We start from the raw sequence: 18,914 nt of genomic DNA on the forward strand, positions 1-18,914 counted from the left end.
CGATGCAAGACCAGAACGCGCAGTCCGCACAGATCGCCCGCAAGATCGCCCAGCTCATCGCCGGCGAGATCGGCGCCCAAACCTCGCAGGTCCAGGCCGCGGTCGGCCTGCTGGACGAAGGCGCCACGGTTCCGTTCATCGCCCGTTACCGCAAGGAAGTCACCGGCGGGCTCGACGACATCCAGCTGCGCGATCTGGAATCGCGCCTGCGCTATCTGCGCGAGCTGGAGGACCGCCGCGCCGCGGTGCTGGAGAGCATCGCCGAGCAGGGCAAGCTCAGCGACGAGCTGCGCGCCGACATCGAGGCCGCCGACAGCAAGGCGCGGCTGGAAGACCTGTACCTGCCGTACAAGCCCAAGCGCCGGACCAAGGCCCAGATCGCGCGCGAGGCCGGACTGGAGCCGCTGGCCGATGCGCTGCTGGCCGATCCGACGCTCAAGCCGGACGAGTTCGCCGCCGGTTTCGTCAGCGAGGAAAAGCAGGTCGCCGACGTCAAGGCCGCGCTCGACGGCGCGCGCGCGATCCTGATGGAGCGCTGGGCCGAGGACGCGACCCTGGTCGGCGGCTTGCGCACCTGGCTCGGCGAAGTCGGGATGATCCGCGCGCGCGTGGCCGAGGGCAAGGAGAACGAAGGCGCCAAGTACCGCGACTACTTCGACCACGTCGAATCGCTGGCCAAGATTCCTTCGCATCGATTGCTCGCGCTGTTCCGCGCGCGCCGCGAGGAAATCCTGTTCCTCGACCTCGATCCGGGCAGCGACGCCGAAGCCGGCCACCAGCAGGGCGAGGGCCGCGTCGCGGTCAACGCCGGCATCAGCGACCAGGGCCGCCCGGCCGATCGCTGGCTGCTGGACTGCTGCCGCCTGACCTGGCGCGCCAAGCTGCACCTGCACCTGTTGCTGGACCTGTTCGGCCAGGCGCGCGAAAAGGCCGAAGCCGAAGCCATCGAAGTGTTCGGCGACAACCTCAAGGACCTGATGCTGGCCGCGCCGGCCGGTCCGCGCGCGGTGCTAGGGCTCGATCCGGGCCTGCGCACCGGGGTCAAGGTCGCGGTGGTCGACGCCACCGGCAAGTTCGTCGCCCACGACACCATCTACCCGCACGAGCCGCGCAAGCAGTGGGACCAGTCGCTGCACACGCTGCGCGCGCTGTGCGTCAAGCACGGGGTCGAGCTGATCGCGATCGGCAACGGCACCGCGTCGCGCGAAACCGACAAGCTCGCCGGCGATCTGATCAAGCTCATGGCCGATGCCAAGCTGACCAAGGCCGTGGTCAGCGAAGCCGGCGCGTCGGTGTATTCGGCGTCCGAGTTCGCCTCGAAGGAGTTCCCGGATCTGGACGTGAGCATCCGCGGCGCGGTGTCGATCGCGCGGCGTTTGCAGGATCCGCTGGCCGAACTGGTCAAGATCGAACCCAAGGCGATCGGCGTGGGCCAGTACCAGCACGACGTCGACCAGTACCGCCTCGCGCGCGCGCTCGACGCGCGCGTGGAGGACTGCGTGAACGCGGTCGGCGTACTGGTCAACACCGCCTCGGCGCCGTTGCTGGCGCGGGTCTCGGGCCTGTCCTCGACCGTGGCCGAGAACATCGTCCGCCACCGCGACGAAAACGGCCCGTTCAAGACCCGCAAGGAACTGCTCAAGGTGCCGCGCCTGGGCGACAAGACGTTCGAACAATGCGCCGGTTTCCTGCGCATCGTCGACGGCGACGAGCCGCTGGACGCCTCGGCCGTGCACCCGGAGGCGTATCCGGTGGTCGAGCGCATCGTCAAGCAGTGCGGGCGCGAGGTGAAGCAGTTGCTCGGCGATCCGCAGTTCGTGCGCAGCCTGAAGCCGGAGCCGTACACCGACGAGAAGTTCGGCGTGCCGACCGTGCGCGACATCCTCAAGGAAATGGAAAAGCCCGGCCGCGATCCGCGCCCCGAGTTCAAGGCGGCCAAGTTCGCCGACGGCGTCGAGGACCTCAAGGACCTGCAGGTCGGCATGATCCTGGAAGGGGTGATCAGCAACGTCGCCGCGTTCGGCGCGTTCGTCGACATCGGCGTGCACCAGGACGGCCTGATCCACATCTCGGCGTTGTCGGACAAGTACGTCAAGGACCCGCGCGACGTGGTCAAGGCCGGCGACGTGGTCAAGGTGCGGGTGCTGGAAGTGGACATCCCGCGCAAGCGCATCGCCCTGACCCGGCGCCTGGACGACCCGGTGCCGGCGCCGCGCGCGCCCGGCGAACGCGGCGGTGGCAACGAGCCGCGCAACGACCGTGGCGGTCCGCGCGGCGGCGGTCGCCGAGATCAGCCGCAGCAGCGCGGCGGTTCGTTCGCGCCGCCGGGCAAGGGCTCGGCGCCGCTGGGCGGTGCGCTGGCGGATGCTTTCGCGCGGGCCAAGCAGAAGTCCTGATTCGCGCGTAGCGATGCAAAGAAAAAGCCGCCCTCGGGCGGCTTTTTCGTTATCGGGCTGCGGGTGGTTTTCGCGGTGGTTGCATCGGCGCGGTCGCGACCGCGAACCTTCAACAGCGACGAACCCGTCCTACCGCGCCGCCGCCATCACTTCGCCTTGGGCGGCTCGATCCGCAACAACTTGCCATCGCTGTCGTCGGTCAGCGCATACACCTTGCCGTCGGCCGACACGCGCACGTCGCGGATGCGCCAGCCCAGCGGCTTGAGCAGTCGTTCTTCGCCGACGATCTTGTCGCCGTCGAGGCTCAGCCGGATCAGGCTGCCGTCCGACAGCGCGCCCAGGAACAGACTGTCGTTCCAGCCCGAGCCGGCGTGCCCGGTGTAGAAGGCCATGCCCGACAGCGCCGGCGATTTCTCCCACACGTGGTACGGCGGCTCCATCCCGGGCTTTTCCTTGCCTTCGGCCTCGGCGATCTTCAGCCCGCTGTAGTCGATGCCGTGGGTGACGATCGGCCAGCCGTAGTTCTTGCCCGCTTGCGGCAGGTTGATCTCGTCGCCGCCGCGCGGGCCGTGTTCGGCTTCCCACACGGTGCCGGTGCGCGGGTCTATCGCGAGCGACTGCATGTTGCGGTGGCCGTAGCTCCAGATTTCCGCGCGCGCGTCGCCGCGGCCCACGAACGGATTGTCGGCCGGCACGCTGCCGTCGAGATTCAGCCGCACCAACTTGCCCTGCAGCTTGTCCAGCTCCTGCGAGGCCATGCGCTGCTGGCGCTCGCCCTGGGTGATGAACACGTGGCCCTTGCCGTCGAAGGCGATGCGCGAGCCGAAATGATTGGGGCCGACCAGCTTCGGCTGCTGCTGGTAGATCCGCTTCACATCGCTCAGCGCGTCGGCGCCGAGCGTGGCGGTCGCCACCGCGGTGCCGGCACTGTCGTCGGGACCGGGCTCGGCGTAGCTGAGATAAATGCGCTGGCTGCTGGCGAAGTCCGGCGCCAGCACTACGTCGAGCAGGCCGCCCTGGCCCTGCGCCCAGACCTCGGGCACGTTCTTCAGCGGCGCGGAGATCGCGCCGTCGGCGCCGACCCGGCGCAGGCGGCCGGGGCGTTCGGTGACCAGGAAGCCGCCGTCGGGCAGCAGCGCCACCGCCCAGGGATGCTCCAGGCCGCTGGCGACTTCGGTCACCTGCAGTTCGCCCAGTTCGCTCGGCACGGCGTGGGTGGTGGCTTGCGTCGGCGCCGGCTTTGGCGCGGCGGCCGCGGCCGCGGCGTCGTTGCCTTGCTGGCAGGCGGCCAGGCTGAGCAGCAGGGCGGCGGCGAGCGCGCCGCGGCGTAGGTCGAAAGTCATGCATCGCTCCTGGGCGGGGACATGCGTTCGACCATAGCCCGATGCGGTGATCGCGACAATTCGACTTGTGTTTGCGTTTGTAGCTCGCGCAGAGGCCTGAACATGGCGGTCGCGGCTTGCGCCGCTCCTACATGGGCTCCCTGTAGGAGCGGCGCGAGCCGCGACCGCGAACCTTCGCCTACGTCGCCATCCGTCTATGCCCGTGCCGCCGCAACGGCCGCGCGCACGACCGCATGCCGCCGCTCACCGATACCCCGCCGCCTGCAATTCGAACAACTCCGCATAGCGCCCGCCCTGCGCCAACAACTCCTCGTGGGTGCCGCTGGCCTCCAGCCGCCCCTGCGCCAGCACCAGGATGCGGTCGGCCATGCGCACGCTGGAGAAGCGGTGCGAAATCAGCACCGCGGTCTTGTCCTGCGACAGTTCCTTGAAGCGCTGGAACACCTCGAACTCGGCGCGCGCGTCCAGCGCCGCGGTCGGTTCGTCGAGGATCATCACCTGCGCGTCGCGCATGTAGGCGCGGGCGATCGCGATCTTCTGCCACTGCCCGCCGGACAGGTCCACGCCGGTCTTGAAGCGCCGGCCGATCTGCTGGTCGTAACCCATCGGCAGCGATTCGATGACTTCGTCGGCCATCGAGCGCCGCGCCGCCTCGCGGATGCGCTCGCCGTCGTCCATCGCGTCGATCTGGCCGACGCCGATGTTCTCGCCGGCGGTGAGGTGGTAGCGGACGAAGTCCTGGAAGATCACGCCGATGCTCGCGCGCAGCTGGTCCAGGTCGTACTCGCGCAGGTCGCGGCCGTCGAGCAGGATGCGGCCCTCGTCGGGGTCGTACAGCCGCGCCAGCAGCTTGACCAAAGTGGTCTTGCCGGCGCCGTTCTCGCCGACCAGGGCCAGCACTTCGCCGGCGCGCAGCTCGAAGCTCAGCCCGCGCAGCGCCCAGTGCTCGGCGTCGGGATAGCGGAAGCCGACGTTGTCGAATACGAAGCCGGTGCGGATCGGCTTCGGCACCGCCGCGGCGTCGGCCGGCGAGGCGATCTCCGGCTCGATCCGGAAGAACGAGAACAGGTCGTCGAGGTACAGCGCCTGTCCGGCGACCTGGGAGAAGCCGACCAGCAGCCCTTCGAGCAATTGGCGCAGGCGGCGGAAGCTGCCGGCCAGAAAAGTCAGATCGCCGATGCTGAAATCGCCCTTCACCGTGCGCCAGGCGATGTAGCCGTACGCGACGTAGTAGCCCAGCGTGCCGAGCCCCGCCAGCACCGTGCCCCACAACGCGCGGCGGCGGGCGAGGGCGCGGTTGGCCTTGAAGAACTTGTCGGCGAGCTGGCGATAACGCGCGATCAGGAAGCGGTGGAGGTTGAAGATCTTCACCTCCTTGGCCGTTTCCACGCTGGCGCCCATCTGCCGCACGTATTCGAGCTGGCGCCGTTCCGGGGTCCAGGCGTAGTTGAGCGAATAGCCCAGCGCGTTGAAGTGGGCCTCGCCGACGAAGGCCGGGATCAGCGCCACCGCCAGCAGCGCGATCAGCCACGGCGCGTAGACCAGCAGGCCGACGGCGAAGCTGATCACGGTGACGGTGTCCTGGACCTGGCCGAACAACTGGCTCATCAGGCTCATCCGCCCCACCGTCTGGCGGCGCGCGCGGTCGAGGCGGTCCTGCAGGTCGGGGTCTTCGAAGTCTTCCAGGTCAAGGTTCGCGGCGTGCTCCATCAGGCGCACGCTGGTGGCGTTGGTGAACAGTTCCGACAGCAACTGGTCGCCGTAGCTGATGACCCGCCCGAGCAGGTCGGAGCCGACCGCCAGGCCGAATTCGAGCAACAGCAGCGCGGCCAGGGTGTCGAGCTGGCCGCCGTGCCAGGCCTGGGCCAGCGAATCCACGTGTACGCCGGAGGCGACCAGGCGCACCGCCTCGTCGATGATCAGCTTGCCGACGTACAAGGTCGCGATCGGCAGCAGCGCGCGGACCAGGCGCAGGCCGAGGGTGACCAGGGTCAGCGCCGGGCTGGTGGCCCAGATCTGGCGCAGGAACGGCGGCAGGTTGCGCAGCGCGTCGAAGCGCTCGCGCAGGCTGGGCTTGCCGGCGTGGCCGGCGGCGCGGGCCGGATCGGACGGCGCGGGAGGGGCGGGATCGGGTCGGCTCATGCGGCGATTCTGCCAACTCCCGCGGCGCGGCGGCGTCACGGCGCCGTGGCGGCCGGCGACGACGCGGCGCGCGCGGCCTTCATGCGCGCCGTCGCGGTTTCGAACATTTGCGCTGTGGTTACTGACAGGTCGCGGCCGGCGGACGCGCGGGTAAGGTAACTGCGCGCTCCGCGCGGAGCGCCCGGCCGCGGCACGGCCGGTTCGCCACGAAAAGGAGAATTCGCATGACCTTCAAGCCATTGCCCGCGCCGCTCAAGCGCTGGCGCGCGACCGCCGCGCTGGCGGCGTTCGCCTTCGCGTTCGCGTTCGGCGCGACCGCGGCGTCGCGCGACATCATCGTCTGCGGCGGCGGCGTCTACTGCGATGCCGAAGTGCGCCAGCCGTGCCTGGATTCGGGCAAGAGCGCGGCGTTCTGCGACCGTCTGTGGCGCGGCTGCGTGCTCGACGCCTGCCCGCAGTAAGTCCGCGCCGGCACTGCGACCCATGACCCGCGGCCGGGCCCGGCCCGTCGCCGCTATCGAAACCCGCCATCGAAAAGGAAAGTTCGAATGAAATCGTTCGCCATGCTCAAGACCCGCCGCGCCGGCCTCGCCCTGGCCCTGTTCGCCTTCGCGTTCGCGTTCGGCGCGACCGCCGCGCCGCGCGACCTGATCGTTTGCGCCGGCGGCGTCTATTGCTACGACCTGCAGCGCGAGTGCGAGCAGGAACACGGCGCCGGCGCGTATTACTGCGAGCTGCAGTGGCGCTCCTGCGTGCTCGACGCCTGCCCGCAGTAATGCCGGCGCGGCCCGCTCCGGTCGGGGCGGGCCGCTTCCTGGCCGGATCGACGTGGCTCAGACCTTCGAGGCGAGCACGAAGATCGGCAGATACAGCGCCACCAGCATCAGTGCGATCGCCGCCATGCCGGCGAAAACGCCGAACGCGCAGGCCCAGCGGTCGCGCCGCGCGCGTGGCGCGGCGGCCCAGACCGCCAGCACCGCCACCGGCAACAGGCACGGCGCCCAGGGGTAAGCCTGCAAGCAGGCGGTCAGCGCCGGCAACTCGGCGTCGAACGAAGCCCAGACCTGGCTGAATTGCGGCACCAGCAGCAGCGAGCCGACGCCGGCGATGGAACTGGCGACCAGACCGGCCAGCAGCCAGGCCGGGTTGAACGGGGACTGGGCCGGCGCGGAGGTCGGCGATTTCGGCGGCTGATAGCTCATGGGACGTTGTTTTCCGCAGAGGGCTGGGCCCAAAACAGGCGGCCGGGGCCGCCGGCGAGGCCGGACGGGTAGAATAACCGTCCCCACCGCCAGCCTTACGCCCGCCGTGACCGCACCTTCGTCTTCGGCCGCTTCCCGCGGCCCCGTGGTCGTCCGCCAGGACGACCTGATCCAGTCCGTCGCCGATGCCCTGCAATACATCAGCTACTACCACCCGGTCGACTACATCAAGAACCTCGCCGCCGCCTACGAGCGCGAGGAAAGCGTGGCGGCCAAGGACGCCATCGCCCAGATCCTGATCAACTCGCGCATGTGCGCCGAGGGCCACCGGCCGATCTGCCAGGACACCGGCATCGTCACCGTGTTCCTGGAAATCGGCATGGACGTGCGCTGGGACGGCGCGACCATGGGCGTGGAGGACATGGTCAACGAGGGCGTGCGCCGCGCCTACAACCACCCCGACAACAAGCTGCGCGCCAGCGTGCTGGCCGATCCGGCCGGCAAGCGAGCCAACACCAAGGACAACACGCCCGCGGTCGTCAACGTCAAGGTCGTGCCGGGCAACACCGTCGACGTCATCGTCGCGGCCAAGGGCGGCGGTTCGGAGGCGAAGTCGAAGTTCGCGATGCTCAACCCGTCCGATTCCATCGTCGACTGGGTGCTCAAGACCGTGCCGACCATGGGCGCGGGCTGGTGTCCGCCGGGCATGCTCGGCATCGGCATCGGCGGCACCGCCGAGAAGGCGATGCTGCTGGCCAAGGAATCGCTGATGGAGCCGATCGACATCACCGAGCTGCAGGCGCGCGGCGCGAGCAACCGCGCCGAAGAGCTGCGCCTGGAGCTGTACGAGAAGGTCAACGCGCTCGGCATCGGCGCGCAGGGCCTCGGCGGCCTGACCACGGTGCTCGACATCAAGGTCAAGGACTACCCGACCCACGCCGCCAACCTGCCGGTGGCGATGATCCCGAACTGCGCGGCTACCCGTCATGCGCACTTCACCCTCGACGGCAGCGGCCCGGTCATGCTCGATCCGCCGTCGCTGGAGGACTGGCCGAAGCTTACCTACGACTCGTCCAAGGGCCGCCGCGTCGATCTCGACACGGTCACCGCCGAGGACGTGGCGAGCTGGAAGCCCGGCGAGGTGCTGCTGCTCAACGGCAAGCTGCTGACCGGGCGCGACGCCGCGCACAAGCGCATCGTCGACATGCTCAACAAGGGCGAGCCGCTGCCGGTCGACTTCAAGGGCCGCTTCATCTACTACGTCGGCCCGGTCGATCCGGTGCGCGACGAAGTCGTCGGCCCGGCCGGTCCGACCACGGCCACGCGCATGGACAAGTTCACCGAACAGGTGCTCGCGCAGACCGGCCTGCTCGGCATGGTCGGCAAGGCCGAGCGCGGCCCGGCCGCGATCGAGGCGATCCAGAAGCACCGGTCGGTCTACCTGATGGCGGTCGGCGGCGCGGCTTATCTGGTGTCGAAGGCGATCAAGGCCTCGCGCGTGGTCGGCTTCGCCGACCTTGGGATGGAAGCGATCTACGAATTCACCGTGCAGGACATGCCGGTGACGGTCGCGGTCGACAGCGCCGGCGAATCGGTGCACAAGACCGGGCCTAAGGAATGGCAGGCGCGCATCGGAAAGATCCCGGTGGTGGTCGAGTAAGCCTCGGCCTGCATCGCGCTGCGATCCCAAGACGCCCGGCTCCGGCCGGGCGTCTGCGTTTCGGCCGAAGCCCCTGTAGGAGCGGCGCGAGCCGCGACCGCGACAACGCAATAACGACGCAAGCATCGACGCAGTTGCGTTGCCGCGGTCGCGGCTCGCGCCGCTCCTACAGGTAGCCCATGCGGTTGCGCGCCGAACGTTTGGCTCAGAGCTTCTTGACCAGCTGCGCCAGCATCTTCTTCGTCGCAGGCCGGGTCAGGTACTCCTTCGCCAGCGTCTCCAACGCCAGCACATTGGTCTCGCTGGTGTCGTCGAGATCGTCCAGCCCGACCAAAAGCTCCGCCTGCATTCGGTAATACCCGTCGCCGACCAATTGCCGCGCGATGTAATCGACCGAATCGGTATTGCCGTCGAACAGCACGTCGATGATCGGCACCGCCCACTCCAGCGCGCCCCAGGTCCGCGCCGATTCCAGGCTGATGCTGCGGGTGCGCTCGCCGGTGCCGACCGACAGCACCACCAGGTCGCGGCTGTTGTCCACCTTGGCGTCCTTGCGCAGCGCTTCGGCGATCGCGCAGGCGGTGGGATTGTTGGCGACCACGCCGCCGTCGATCAGCGCGCAGTGCTTGCCTTCCACTTTCATCGGATGCGCCGGGAAATAGGTCGGTGCCGCGGTCGAGGCGCGGCAGACTTCCCACACCGGCAGGTCGCGGTGCTTGGGGTCGAAGCTCTTGAAGATCACCGGCGTGCGCGAGATCGTGTCGTAGCTGGTCACCAGCACCGGCGCCTTGAGCTGGCCCAGCGTAGTCTTGCCGAACACCTTGCGCAGCACCTGCTCGATCCCGCTGCCGTCGTAGCGCGGCGCCGAGAAGCCGTCGCTGACCAGGCGGTTGGCGCGCGACCACAGCCGCCCGGCGAGATTGGGAAAGATCGTATGGCGCTGGTCGCGGTACAGCTGCGCCAGCGCGTCGGGCGAGAAGCCGGCCGCCAGCCCGCAGGCCACCAGCGCGCCGGTCGAACTGCCGGCGAGCAGGTCGAAACGATCGAGCAGGCCGCGTTTGCCGCCCGTGGTTTTGGCGCTCGGGGCCGGTGCGTCGCCAGCGTTCTCGGCCCTGGCCTTGCCCGCCGGCAGCTTTCCCGCCTGCGCCAGCGCCTGCTCGACGCCGGCCAGCCAGTGGCAGCTCACCAGACCGCGGATGCCGCCGCCGTCCAGGCAGAGGATGCGCCGCATCTTCATCGGGATTTCCGTCAGGGCGGGGCAGGGTAGCGCGGGCTACCTGCGCGGCAGGGCCGACGGTGTCGCAGTTCCCGTGTTTTGTCCGCGCGGCGGCGATCGTTTCGCCGGCGTCGAAGGGCGCGCCCATGACGGAGCGGCGCGAGCCGCGACCGCGACAATGCAACCAAACCGCAACTGTCGTCGCAGCTGCGTTGTCGCGGTCGCGGCTCGCGCCGCTCCTGCACGGGCTACGGCCGGTTCAGTACCACTCGAGCAACGAGATACCCAGGCCGATGTAGGTCGCCTTGTGGTTGTAGTCGATCAGGCTCTCGCCGTAGCCGTCGAAGATCTGCAGATGCCCGCGCAGCTGGTTGTGGATCGGGAAACCCCAGTCGAACTGCAGCGCCCCGTGCGAGCGGTCGCCGCCGCGCAGCGAATGCCGCGCCATCAGCGAGAACTCGTGGCCGCCACGGCGGTGGACCAGGGTCAGGTCGCCGCGGCCCATGTAGTCCTCGATGTCGGGATTGTCGTCGTCGTTGCCGTCGGAGACGCGGTACCACGGCCGCAGCGTCAGCGCCCAGTCCTCGCGGTCCAGGCCGATGTTGATCATCACCCGGTTCCAACTGCGCGAGAGCGGATCGGCGCGGCCGTTGGACTGGTGGTTGAGGCCGACCGCGAACATGCGCCCCTTCCAATCGCCGATGCGGTAGTTGTTGCGGAACACCAGCAACACTTCCGGCTCGTAGTTGGTCTCGCGGAACGGACGCGAATTCTCGGCGTTGTAGACCTGCCAGCGCGAGGACTGGGTGTAGCCCATCCACACGTCGCCGTTGTCGCCGAACAGGTTCTCCACCGCCTTGGTCTTGAAGCTGATCTGGAACTTGGTTTCGACGCTGTCCAGCGACTGCGGCTCGCTGACCGTGTTGCGCGGGTTGGGCGAATGCGGGCGCGTGTTCGGATCGTTGTTCCAGAACACCGGCAGCAGGTACACCGGCTTGTAGGCGCGGAAGTTGAACAAGCCCAGCTTGGAGTCCTTGGCCAGTTCCCAGCGGCTGTCGAGCAGGCCGCCCTTGCCGGCGTTGGCGATGGCGTCGGCGAGCGGCGCGTCGTGCGCGAACACGCCGCCGCCGGCGGCCTGGCGCGCGCGCTCGACCACCCCGGGCTTGGGCTGGCCGGCGAGCTCGTCGCCGAGTTCGAGGTTGCGCTGGATCGCCTTGGCTTCCTTGGCGGCGATGTCGGCGTTGCGCACGTCGCCGCCTTGCCGGCCCAGCGCCGCGTCGTAGCAGGCCAGGCGGTCGGCGTCGCCGTTGATCGCCACGCAGGCCTGCGCGGTGGCCGGTTGCGGCGCGGTCTGCGCGGAGGCCAGCAGCGGCGCGGCGGCCAGCGCGGTCGTCAGGAGGGAGCGGGAATAGAACATAAGCAAGGGCGTCCGATAGGCAGGCGTGCGAGGCGTTCGAATGCAGGCGGCGGACCTGCGGTGCAGGAGTCTTGCACTGCCGCGCGAATGCGGTGTGAACCGTTAATGGAGCGAAGCGTCGATGCGGGCCGTCGACGCGGACCGCGCCTACACGAACCAGGCGATCGCGAAGGCCCCGACCATGGCGAAGGCCAGCCCGAGCTTGAACACCGTGCCCACGACGATGCCGACCCAGGTGCCGATGCCGACCTTGGTGGCCTGGTCGAGTTGGCGGGTGTGGATCCACTCGCCGACCAGCGCTCCCACGAACGGGCCGATGAACACCCCGATCAGGCCGAAGAACAAGCCGGCGAAGGTGCCGATCACCGAACCCACGATCGCAAGCTTGCTGGCCCCGACCCGCTTGGCTCCCATCGCGGTCGCGGCGAAGTCGACCACCATCGACAGCAGCGTCAGCAGGCCCAGGATCGTCAGTGTGATCCAGCCCACTTTTTCGAACTTGGATACCCACGAGGCCAGCAGCATGCCGACGAACACCAGCGGCAGGCCGGGCAGTGCCGGCAGGACCGTTCCGGCGATTCCGAGCAGCACCAGAAACGCGGCGAGAATGTAATAAAAGCCATCCAAATCCATGTGTAATCCCTAAGCGGACGGGCGGTCCGGCGTGGTTTGCATTTTGGCCCATGTCGGGGTACGTTGCGGGCGCTGCGTTTGCCAAGGGTCACCGTGAATCGTGGCCCGATGCGGTTGATCCACCGATCCGCTACATCGTTGCACCTCGCTTCCTCCTTGCAACCAGCACGCGAGCGTTCGCGCCAACACACCACGTTTCAAGGAGAGAGTAGCGATGTCCGGTAAAGAGATCGGAACCGTCAAGTGGTTCAACGACGCCAAGGGTTTTGGCTTCATCAGCCGCGAAAACGGCGAGGACGTGTTCGTGCATTTCCGCGCGATCCAGTCCCAGGGCTTCAAGAGCCTGAAGGAAGGCCAGAAGGTCTCGTTCACCGTGGTCCAGGGCCAGAAGGGCCTGCAGGCCGACGCGGTCGAGCCGATGTAAATCGCACTGCGTGCGATGCTGCGCTGCCGCACGATCGGCGCGCAACTCGGAAAAACCCGGCTACGGCCGGGTTTTTCTTTTCGTATATTTTTGATCGTTATCACAAATGCGAATCCCGCGGCCGGCAGTCGCCGCGCCGACGCCGCATTCGCGAGGCGATTGCGCGCGTTGCCGCGGCCCCGATTTTCGCCGCGAGCCGCCGCGGCCGCTCGCGGTGCCGGACGCGCCGCGCCGCAACGACAAAAAGCGCCGGGGACCGTCCCGGTCCCCGGCGCCGCGGCGGCCGTCCGTGGCCGCCAGCACCTTCCTTGTGCCGCTCAATGCGGTTCCGGCGACCCGTCCTCGCCCCGCACCGTTACCGCTGCGTGCCCTCGCTTGCACGCCGAGCCTGTCTTCGGGCACGTCGCGGGCCTCGTTTCCAGCGCCGCTCCCGCCGCCTCCTGCGGACTGTGCGCATCCCTGCGCCGGCTCGTGGAAATCCAACGTCTGGTACTGCGCATCGGGGTTGAGCCCAGGCATAAAAAAAGCGGCCCGCACCGGGCGGGCCGCTGGCAGCCTGGGCGCGACGGGCGTCTGATGCCGCCCGTCGCGCGTGGCCTGTCGGAACGACTCAGTTCTGGAAGGGAGTGTTCTCGGCGAAGTACTCGTGGTTGTCGGCGTTGTCGAGCGCGTTGGTCGGGTTGCTGGTCGCCAGGTTCTTGGCCGCGGCCTGACCGTAGGCGTGATCGTCGGTGCCGGCGACGACGGTGAAGTGGCTCATCTCGTGGACCAGGGTGCCGGCCTTGGAGTCGGTGCCGGTCAGCGGCGCGTTCCAGAACGCGTTGCACACGTAGATCTGGTACGGCTGGTTCGCATACACGTAGGCGTAGGCGCTGCTGGTGCAGCCGCAGTTGATGGTGATCTGGCCGTTGTTCTGGTCCAGCGCGGCGTCGATGGCCTGGAAGTGCGAGCGCGCGGTCGAGTAGCGGCTGGCGGTGTAGGCGCCGAACCAGGTGGTGTAGCGCGGGCCGACGGTGCCGGCGTTGAGGTAGCCCTTGGCGTTCTCGGAATAGGCGCGCGCCTGGACCACGGCCTGGCCGGCCGAACTGGTGCGCGCGGTGGTGCAGCCGACGTAGTTGACGCCGTTGACCACCGCGGTCGGGCCGACCGGCTTCTTCGCCGCGGCGAGCTTGGTCCCGCCGAGCTGGTCGATGCCGTCCACCCACAACTGCAGCGGCGCGCTCTGCGCGCTCATCGGCAGGCCGTTGGCCTGGTGCAGCATGACCCGGTCGGACGTGGAGGCGTGCTGCAGCGGCGCGCGGAAGGTCACCACGTACTGGCCGGTGCGCGAGAGGTCGTAGCCGGCCGACAGGTCGACGATGCGGCGCACGGTTTCGCCCGGCTGCAGGATCGCGAAGTCCGCCGCGGACGGCAGGCCGCGCTTGACCATCTTGCCTTCATAGGCGACCGCCTCGCCGTTGTAGCTGATCGAGAATAGCTTGGCGTCGAACTCGTCCGAGGGCAGCTGCCACTTGGGCAGGCGCACCGCCTTCTTGCTGGTGTTGGTGACGCTGACCTCGACCGCGCCGAGGAAATCGTCGGCGTTGCCGGTCACCGCGACCATGCCGATGCGCAGCGGGTTGTTCTGCGTCGCCGAAGGCGGCGTGGCGACGGCGGCGGCGATCGCGCCGGACAGCACGGCGCCCACGGAAACCACATGCACGATGCGAAGTTTCATTCCGACTCTCCCGGTGATGCGTTGACTTGCGTTGGCTGGGCCCGCGGCGCGGACCGCACGACGCTAGCGCAGGCGCCCATCCGGGAAGAGAGCGTTTGGAGCATTAGTTCCGCGGCCAATCGTGATGGCCGTGGTGAACCGGAAACCTCGCGGACGCGCAAGAAAAACGGCCCGTGATGCGGGCCGTTTTTCTTCGTTACATTGTTTCATCGCGCGCCGCGGCGGCGCGCGCCGCGTCAGCGGATGTAGGCGCGGCCGTTGGCGACGCGCACGTAGGTGTTCTCGCGGATGCCGTCGAGGTCCTTCTGGGTGACCACCTGGGTGCGGCCGTCGTCCATGCGCACATAGACGTTGTAGCTCGGCGCGCCGACCCGGTTCTGGATCGCGTTGCCGGCGACCGCGCCGGCGACCGCGCCGGCCACGGTGGCGCTGTTCTTGCGGCCCTTGCTGTCGGTGTGGTCGTCGGCGATCTTGCGGCCGGCCACCGCGCCGACCAGGCCGCCGAGCACCGCGCCGGTGGCGCTGGGCGCGGTGCCCTGGGTGCTGATCTGCTCGATCCGGGTGACCACGCCGCAGTCGTAGCAGCGGTTCTGGTCGCCGTAGCCCGGCTGCGGCTGCTGCGGGTAGTTGTTGTAACCGCCGCCGCCGCCGTAACCGCCACCACCGTAGCCCGGCGAAGTCGCGCAACCGGCGAGGGCGAGCGAAGCCGCGGCTGCGACGCCCAGCAAACGGATGTTCTTGGTATTCATTCCAGGCTCCTGCGCTTTGTGCATGCGATGTGGCGACCGTCGCCACGCGCTTGCCAAGCTAAAAGCCGCCACGTGAACAGGTGTTCAATTTCGGCGCCTCGCCGGTGCCGGTTCGAGTACGCGTTCAGCTTGAAGCGGGGCGGCCGCGGCGCGTCGCGGCCGGCGCACAAGCGAACGGCGCGACCCGCCAGGGCCGCGCCGTTCGTCGTTTGCGATTCGACCGCCGATGCCGGTACGGCTCAGCCGCGGAAATCCTGATGGCAGGCCTTGCAGGCTTCGCCGATCTGCTCGGCCACCGTGGTCACGCCGGCGCAGCTGACCGGCGGATTGGCCAGGGCGTTGTCGAGCGCGGCGCGCATCTTGGCCGAATGCTGGGAGAAGCGCTGGTCGTCCTTGAGCGAGGGGAAGGCCGGATCGAGGTCGTCGGCCATCGTGCGCAGCGCCTTGATGTGCGGCAGCGTGTCGGTGGCCGCGCAGCGGTTCTGCTTGACCTTGCCGCTGAGCTCGCCCAGGTGCCAGGCCTGCACGTGCATGACGCTGTCGGGGAAATGGTCCTTGCGCTGGTCCAGCGCGCGCATCGCCATGACCGTGGCGACGACGCCGCCGACCAGGCCGATCAGGAACAGGAACAGATACTTCGAACCATTGCCTTTGCGCTTCGGCGCGGCGGCGGTGGGCTGGGTGTCGCTCATTGCCTGGCCTCCATCCAAGATCGCGGCACGATAGCACGCACGGATGTGAGCTTGAGATCACGCGGGCGCGTGGCGATGCGCGGGCGCAACGGCCGGTGGTCGGCGCGCGCGCGGGCACGGCGCCGGCGCGCGAAGCCGCCGTCGGCCGCGCCGATGGCCCGCTGCTTTCCGTAGCCGCGGCGGGCGCGCGCGGCCGCGGCCTTTACAATGGCGCGATGAACGCCATCGCTTCCGAATCCGCAGCCGACACCCTCTGGCAAGAACGCTTCGCCGGCATCGACCGCCTCTATGGCCAGGGCGCCGTCGCCCGCTTCCGCCAGTGCCGGGTGGCCGTGGTCGGCATGGGCGGGGTCGGCTCGTGGGCGGTGGAGGCGCTGGCGCGCACCGGCATCGGCCACCTGACCCTGATCGACGCCGACGACCTGTGCGTGTCCAACACCAACCGCCAGCTGCCGGCGCTGGCCGGCCAGTACGGCCGGGCCAAGGTCGAGGCGATGGCCGAGCGCTGCCGCGCGATCAACCCGGGGATCGAAGTCGATGCGGTGCAGAGCTTTCTGACGCCCTCGAACCTGTCCGAATTGCTGGACCGCGGCTTCGATCTGGTCCTGGACGCCTGCGACAGCTTCCGCAGCAAGGTCGAGCTGATCGCCTGGTGCCGGCGGCGCAAACTGCCGGTGATCGCGGTCGGCTCCGCCGGCGGCCGCACCGATCCGACCCTGGTGCGGGTGCGCGACCTCTCGCGCACCGAGCACGACGCGATGCTGGCGCTGATCCGCAAGAAGCTGCGCAGCGAATTCAACTTCCCCAAGAACGCCAGCCGCTACTTCGGCGTGTCGGCGATCTATTCGCTGGAGAACGTCAAGTACCCGCAGCCCGACGGCACGGTGTGCGGGCTGCGGCCCAAGCTCGACGGCGACGCCGCGCTCAAGCTCGACTGCGGCGCGGGGCTGGGCGCGGCGACGCACATCACCGGGGTGTTCGCGTTCGCGGCGGTGGGGCGGGCGCTGGAGATTCTGTTGAAGCCGAAGGCGCAGGCGGACTGATTGCTGTCGGTTCGCTGCGAGCGGATCGAAAGGCGTCGGGACTGAAGTCCCTCCCACAAGAGCGTGGGCCTGTCGCCCGCTCTTGTGGGAGGGACTTCAGTCCCGACGCCTTTCTATCAGCGCTTACGAATCCAGCCCGAACAACCGCCGCGCATTGTCCGACGTCGCCCGCGCCACTTCCTCGGCCGGCACCCCGCGCAGCCGCGCGATGGTCCCGCAGATCCCCGCCAGCCGCGCCGGCTCGTTGCGTTGCCCGCGTATTTCCGCATCGGGCTGATCCGGCGCATCGGTCTCCAGCAGCAGGAATTCCAGCGGCATCGTCGCCACGATCCGCCGCAACCGCTGCGCGCGCTCATACGTGACCGGACCGCCCAGCCCGAGCAGGAAACCGAGTTTCCACAACTGCTGCGCCTGCTCCTCGCTGCCCGAATAGCTGTGCACCACCCCGCGCAGCCCGCCGACCCGGCGGATCGCGGCGAGGGTGGCGTCGACCGCGTGGCGCGCATGCACGATCACCGGCAGGTCGAACTCGCGCGCCAGTTCCAGCTGGCCGTCGAAGTACCGCGATTGCGCCTCGCGGTCGAGCCCTTCGATGTAGTAGTCCAGCCCGCATTCGCCGACCGCGCACGGCCGCTCGCGCTGCAGCCATTCGCCCAGCAGCGGCAGGTGCCCGGGGCGGTGCGAATCCAGGAACATCGGATGCAGGCCGTAAGCCGGGTGCAGCCCCGGCGTGGCCGCGCAGACTTCGCGCAGCTTGGGCCAGCCGGCGGCGTCGATCGCCGGCACCACCTGCGCGGCGACGCCGGCGGCGCGCGCGCGCGCGACCACCTCGGCGCGGTCCGGGTCGAACTCCGGCGCGTCGAGGTGGCAGTGGCTGTCGATCAAGCCGTTGCTCGGCACAGCCGCGCTCAGCGCGGCGCCGGCGGCGGCTCGATGCTGCCGGCCCGCGGCTGCTTGCGGTTCTTCCAGTTGGCCAGCAGCAAGGTGCCCAGGCCGAGCAGGAGTTCGTCGACGAAGGGGATCAGGTCGGGAATCGCCAGGTCGACCGCGAACAGCGTCGCGGTCAGCACGAACAGCCGCGGATAGCTCAGGCGGCCGAGAAAACCCATCAGGGGAGCGAGCAGCGGATTGGCCATGGCGGTGAACGGGTTGTGATGCAGTTGGCAAACACGCTAGCACGTGCCGGCGGAAGGGTTTATGCAGGGGACAGATTGGCGCTAAAAAGGCTCGATTCAATAGGCACCGGTTCAGCTTTCCGGTGGTGGAATGACCCCGCCCAACGCGATCTTTACATCCGGTAAGGATCGTACCGACGACCACCGCGGTTCCCCCGCTGCAGGAGGCTCCAAATGAACAAGAACATGATTGCTGTCGCTATCGCGTCGCTGCTGGTCGGCGGCGTGGCGGTCGCGGCTTTCCAGAGCTTCCGCGGCCCCGCCGCTCCGGTCGCGGCGCTGACTCCGGCGCCGGGCCAGGAGATGCCGAACGCGGTCAACGGCGCGACGCCGGCCGGCGACCTCGCCGCCAGCGGCGCGATCAACACCCAGCCGCAGGTCGATTACGCCGACGTGGTCAACGTCAAGCCGATCAACCAGAAGGAGAAGCTGTACGCGACCGTGATCGGCACCGATCCCGTACGCGAGACCAGCACCGTGTCGACCCCGCGCGAAGTGTGCGAGGACGTGGTGGTGCAGGAGCGCCTGCCCGAGCGCGACGGCAACGTCGGCGGCACCGTGGTCGGCGCGGTGGTCGGCGGCCTGCTCGGCAACCAGGTCGGCAAGGGCAACGGCCGCAAGGCCGCGACCGCGGCCGGCGCCGTGGCCGGCGGCTTCATCGGCAACCGCGTGGACCGCAACCATGTCGGCGGCCGCGTGGTCAACCGCACCGAACGCCAGTGCCACACCGTGTCCGACTCCTCGCAGTCGAGCAAGGTCGTCGCCTACAACGTGACCTACCGCAATCCGGACGGCACCACCGGCACCATGCGCACCGAGTCCAAGCCCGGCAGCCGCATTTCGCTGGGTTCGGAAAACAAGGTGGTCGGCTACAACGTGACCTACCGCTACCAGGGCCAGGAGCAGACCGTGCGCATGGACGAGCGCCCGACCCAGCGCCTGCCGGTGGTCGACGGCCAGGTGGTGACCCAGACCGCCTCGCTGGCGGCGCCGGGGCGCGGTTGAGCGCAGCCCGCGCAGGGCGCGACAGACAACCCGAAGCGGGGCCGGTTCATCCGGCCCCGTTTTTTTTTTGCGCGAAGGGCTGCAAGAAAGAATGGATTTT

The 18,914-nt window shown here is 68.9% G+C and carries 18 protein-coding genes; 7 read left to right on the forward strand and 11 right to left on the reverse strand.

Annotated elements, in window-relative coordinates:
• Positions 1 to 2: 2 nt before the first annotated feature.
• Positions 3 to 2,396 (forward strand): Tex family protein, encoded by a 2,394-nt coding sequence (locus JHW41_RS10170; RefSeq protein WP_250449825.1) that lies wholly within the window; start codon positions 3 to 5, stop codon positions 2,394 to 2,396.
• Between the two features lie 146 nt (positions 2,397 to 2,542).
• Here the strand turns inward: JHW41_RS10170 and JHW41_RS10175 are convergent, their stop codons facing one another.
• Positions 2,543 to 3,739, reverse strand: a complete 1,197-nt coding sequence (locus tag JHW41_RS10175) for a PQQ-dependent sugar dehydrogenase (protein ID WP_250449826.1) — start codon at positions 3,737 to 3,739, stop codon at positions 2,543 to 2,545.
• 243 nt (positions 3,740 to 3,982) lie between these two features.
• On the reverse strand, positions 3,983 to 5,881 hold the full coding sequence (locus tag JHW41_RS10180) for an ABC transporter ATP-binding protein (protein ID WP_250449827.1): 1,899 nt from the start codon (positions 5,879 to 5,881) through the stop codon (positions 3,983 to 3,985).
• A 224-nt stretch (positions 5,882 to 6,105) separates the two neighbouring features.
• Here JHW41_RS10180 and JHW41_RS10185 point away from each other — a divergent pair, with 224 nt between their 5' ends.
• On the forward strand, positions 6,106 to 6,342 hold the full coding sequence (locus tag JHW41_RS10185; protein ID WP_250449828.1) for a hypothetical protein: 237 nt from the start codon (positions 6,106 to 6,108) through the stop codon (positions 6,340 to 6,342).
• 87 nt (positions 6,343 to 6,429) lie between these two features.
• A complete protein-coding gene (locus JHW41_RS10190) occupies positions 6,430 to 6,657 on the forward strand; it encodes a hypothetical protein (protein ID WP_231736119.1) in 228 nt (75 codons plus the stop codon).
• Between the two features lie 57 nt (positions 6,658 to 6,714).
• Here the strand turns inward: JHW41_RS10190 and JHW41_RS10195 are convergent, their stop codons facing one another.
• Positions 6,715 to 7,083: a hypothetical protein gene (locus JHW41_RS10195; RefSeq protein ID WP_250449829.1), complete on the reverse strand. Its 369-nt coding sequence runs from the start codon at positions 7,081 to 7,083 to the stop codon at positions 6,715 to 6,717.
• 145 nt (positions 7,084 to 7,228) lie between these two features.
• Between JHW41_RS10195 and JHW41_RS10200 the strand changes: the two genes are divergently transcribed.
• A complete protein-coding gene (locus tag JHW41_RS10200; RefSeq protein WP_250449830.1) occupies positions 7,229 to 8,743 on the forward strand; it encodes a fumarate hydratase in 1,515 nt (504 codons plus the stop codon).
• Positions 8,744 to 8,948: 205 nt separating this feature from the next.
• Here the strand turns inward: JHW41_RS10200 and JHW41_RS10205 are convergent, their stop codons facing one another.
• From JHW41_RS10205 to JHW41_RS10215, 3 genes are all read right to left on the reverse strand, one after another.
• Positions 8,949 to 9,980: a patatin-like phospholipase family protein gene (locus tag JHW41_RS10205; protein ID WP_250449831.1), complete on the reverse strand. Its 1,032-nt coding sequence runs from the start codon at positions 9,978 to 9,980 to the stop codon at positions 8,949 to 8,951.
• Between the two features lie 238 nt (positions 9,981 to 10,218).
• The gene (locus tag JHW41_RS10210) at positions 10,219 to 11,376 is read right to left on the reverse strand and encodes a phospholipase A (protein ID WP_428995498.1); all 1,158 of its coding nucleotides are present in this window, start codon (positions 11,374 to 11,376) and stop codon (positions 10,219 to 10,221) included.
• A gap of 147 nt (positions 11,377 to 11,523) precedes the next feature.
• Positions 11,524 to 12,009: a DUF456 domain-containing protein gene (locus tag JHW41_RS10215; protein ID WP_250449833.1), complete on the reverse strand. Its 486-nt coding sequence runs from the start codon at positions 12,007 to 12,009 to the stop codon at positions 11,524 to 11,526.
• A gap of 214 nt (positions 12,010 to 12,223) precedes the next feature.
• Here JHW41_RS10215 and JHW41_RS10220 point away from each other — a divergent pair, with 214 nt between their 5' ends.
• On the forward strand, positions 12,224 to 12,433 hold the full coding sequence (locus tag JHW41_RS10220; RefSeq protein WP_057948016.1) for a cold-shock protein: 210 nt from the start codon (positions 12,224 to 12,226) through the stop codon (positions 12,431 to 12,433).
• Between the two features lie 610 nt (positions 12,434 to 13,043).
• Here the strand turns inward: JHW41_RS10220 and JHW41_RS10225 are convergent.
• From JHW41_RS10225 to JHW41_RS10235, 3 genes are all read right to left on the reverse strand, one after another.
• Complete coding sequence (locus JHW41_RS10225) at positions 13,044 to 14,150, reverse strand: M35 family metallo-endopeptidase (protein WP_078997554.1); 1,107 nt, start codon at positions 14,148 to 14,150, stop codon at positions 13,044 to 13,046.
• Positions 14,151 to 14,386: 236 nt separating this feature from the next.
• Positions 14,387 to 14,899: a glycine zipper 2TM domain-containing protein gene (locus JHW41_RS10230; RefSeq protein ID WP_078997553.1), complete on the reverse strand. Its 513-nt coding sequence runs from the start codon at positions 14,897 to 14,899 to the stop codon at positions 14,387 to 14,389.
• Positions 14,900 to 15,138: 239 nt separating this feature from the next.
• A complete protein-coding gene (locus JHW41_RS10235) occupies positions 15,139 to 15,591 on the reverse strand; it encodes a cytochrome c (protein ID WP_057948013.1) in 453 nt (150 codons plus the stop codon).
• Between the two features lie 215 nt (positions 15,592 to 15,806).
• Between JHW41_RS10235 and tcdA the strand changes: the two genes are divergently transcribed.
• Complete coding sequence (gene tcdA / locus JHW41_RS10240; protein WP_057948012.1) at positions 15,807 to 16,634, forward strand: tRNA cyclic N6-threonylcarbamoyladenosine(37) synthase TcdA; 828 nt, start codon at positions 15,807 to 15,809, stop codon at positions 16,632 to 16,634.
• Positions 16,635 to 16,757: 123 nt separating this feature from the next.
• On the opposite strand, the gene JHW41_RS10245 is transcribed toward tcdA, so the two are convergent.
• Both JHW41_RS10245 and JHW41_RS10250 read right to left on the reverse strand, forming a co-directional pair.
• A complete protein-coding gene (locus JHW41_RS10245; protein ID WP_250449834.1) occupies positions 16,758 to 17,519 on the reverse strand; it encodes a TatD family hydrolase in 762 nt (253 codons plus the stop codon).
• Positions 17,520 to 17,542: 23 nt separating this feature from the next.
• Positions 17,543 to 17,770 carry a DUF6116 family protein gene (locus JHW41_RS10250; protein WP_057948011.1) on the reverse strand — a complete coding sequence of 76 codons (228 nt, stop codon included), beginning with the start codon at positions 17,768 to 17,770 and terminating at the stop codon, positions 17,543 to 17,545.
• Between the two features lie 213 nt (positions 17,771 to 17,983).
• Here JHW41_RS10250 and JHW41_RS10255 point away from each other — a divergent pair, with 213 nt between their 5' ends.
• Positions 17,984 to 18,814 carry a glycine zipper 2TM domain-containing protein gene (locus JHW41_RS10255; RefSeq protein ID WP_284499541.1) on the forward strand — a complete coding sequence of 277 codons (831 nt, stop codon included), beginning with the start codon at positions 17,984 to 17,986 and terminating at the stop codon, positions 18,812 to 18,814.
• Positions 18,815 to 18,914 lie beyond the last annotated feature (100 nt).

This window comes from Lysobacter enzymogenes, assembly GCF_023617245.1.
In the GTDB taxonomy this organism is placed as follows: Bacteria; Pseudomonadota; Gammaproteobacteria; order Xanthomonadales; family Xanthomonadaceae; genus Lysobacter; species Lysobacter yananisis.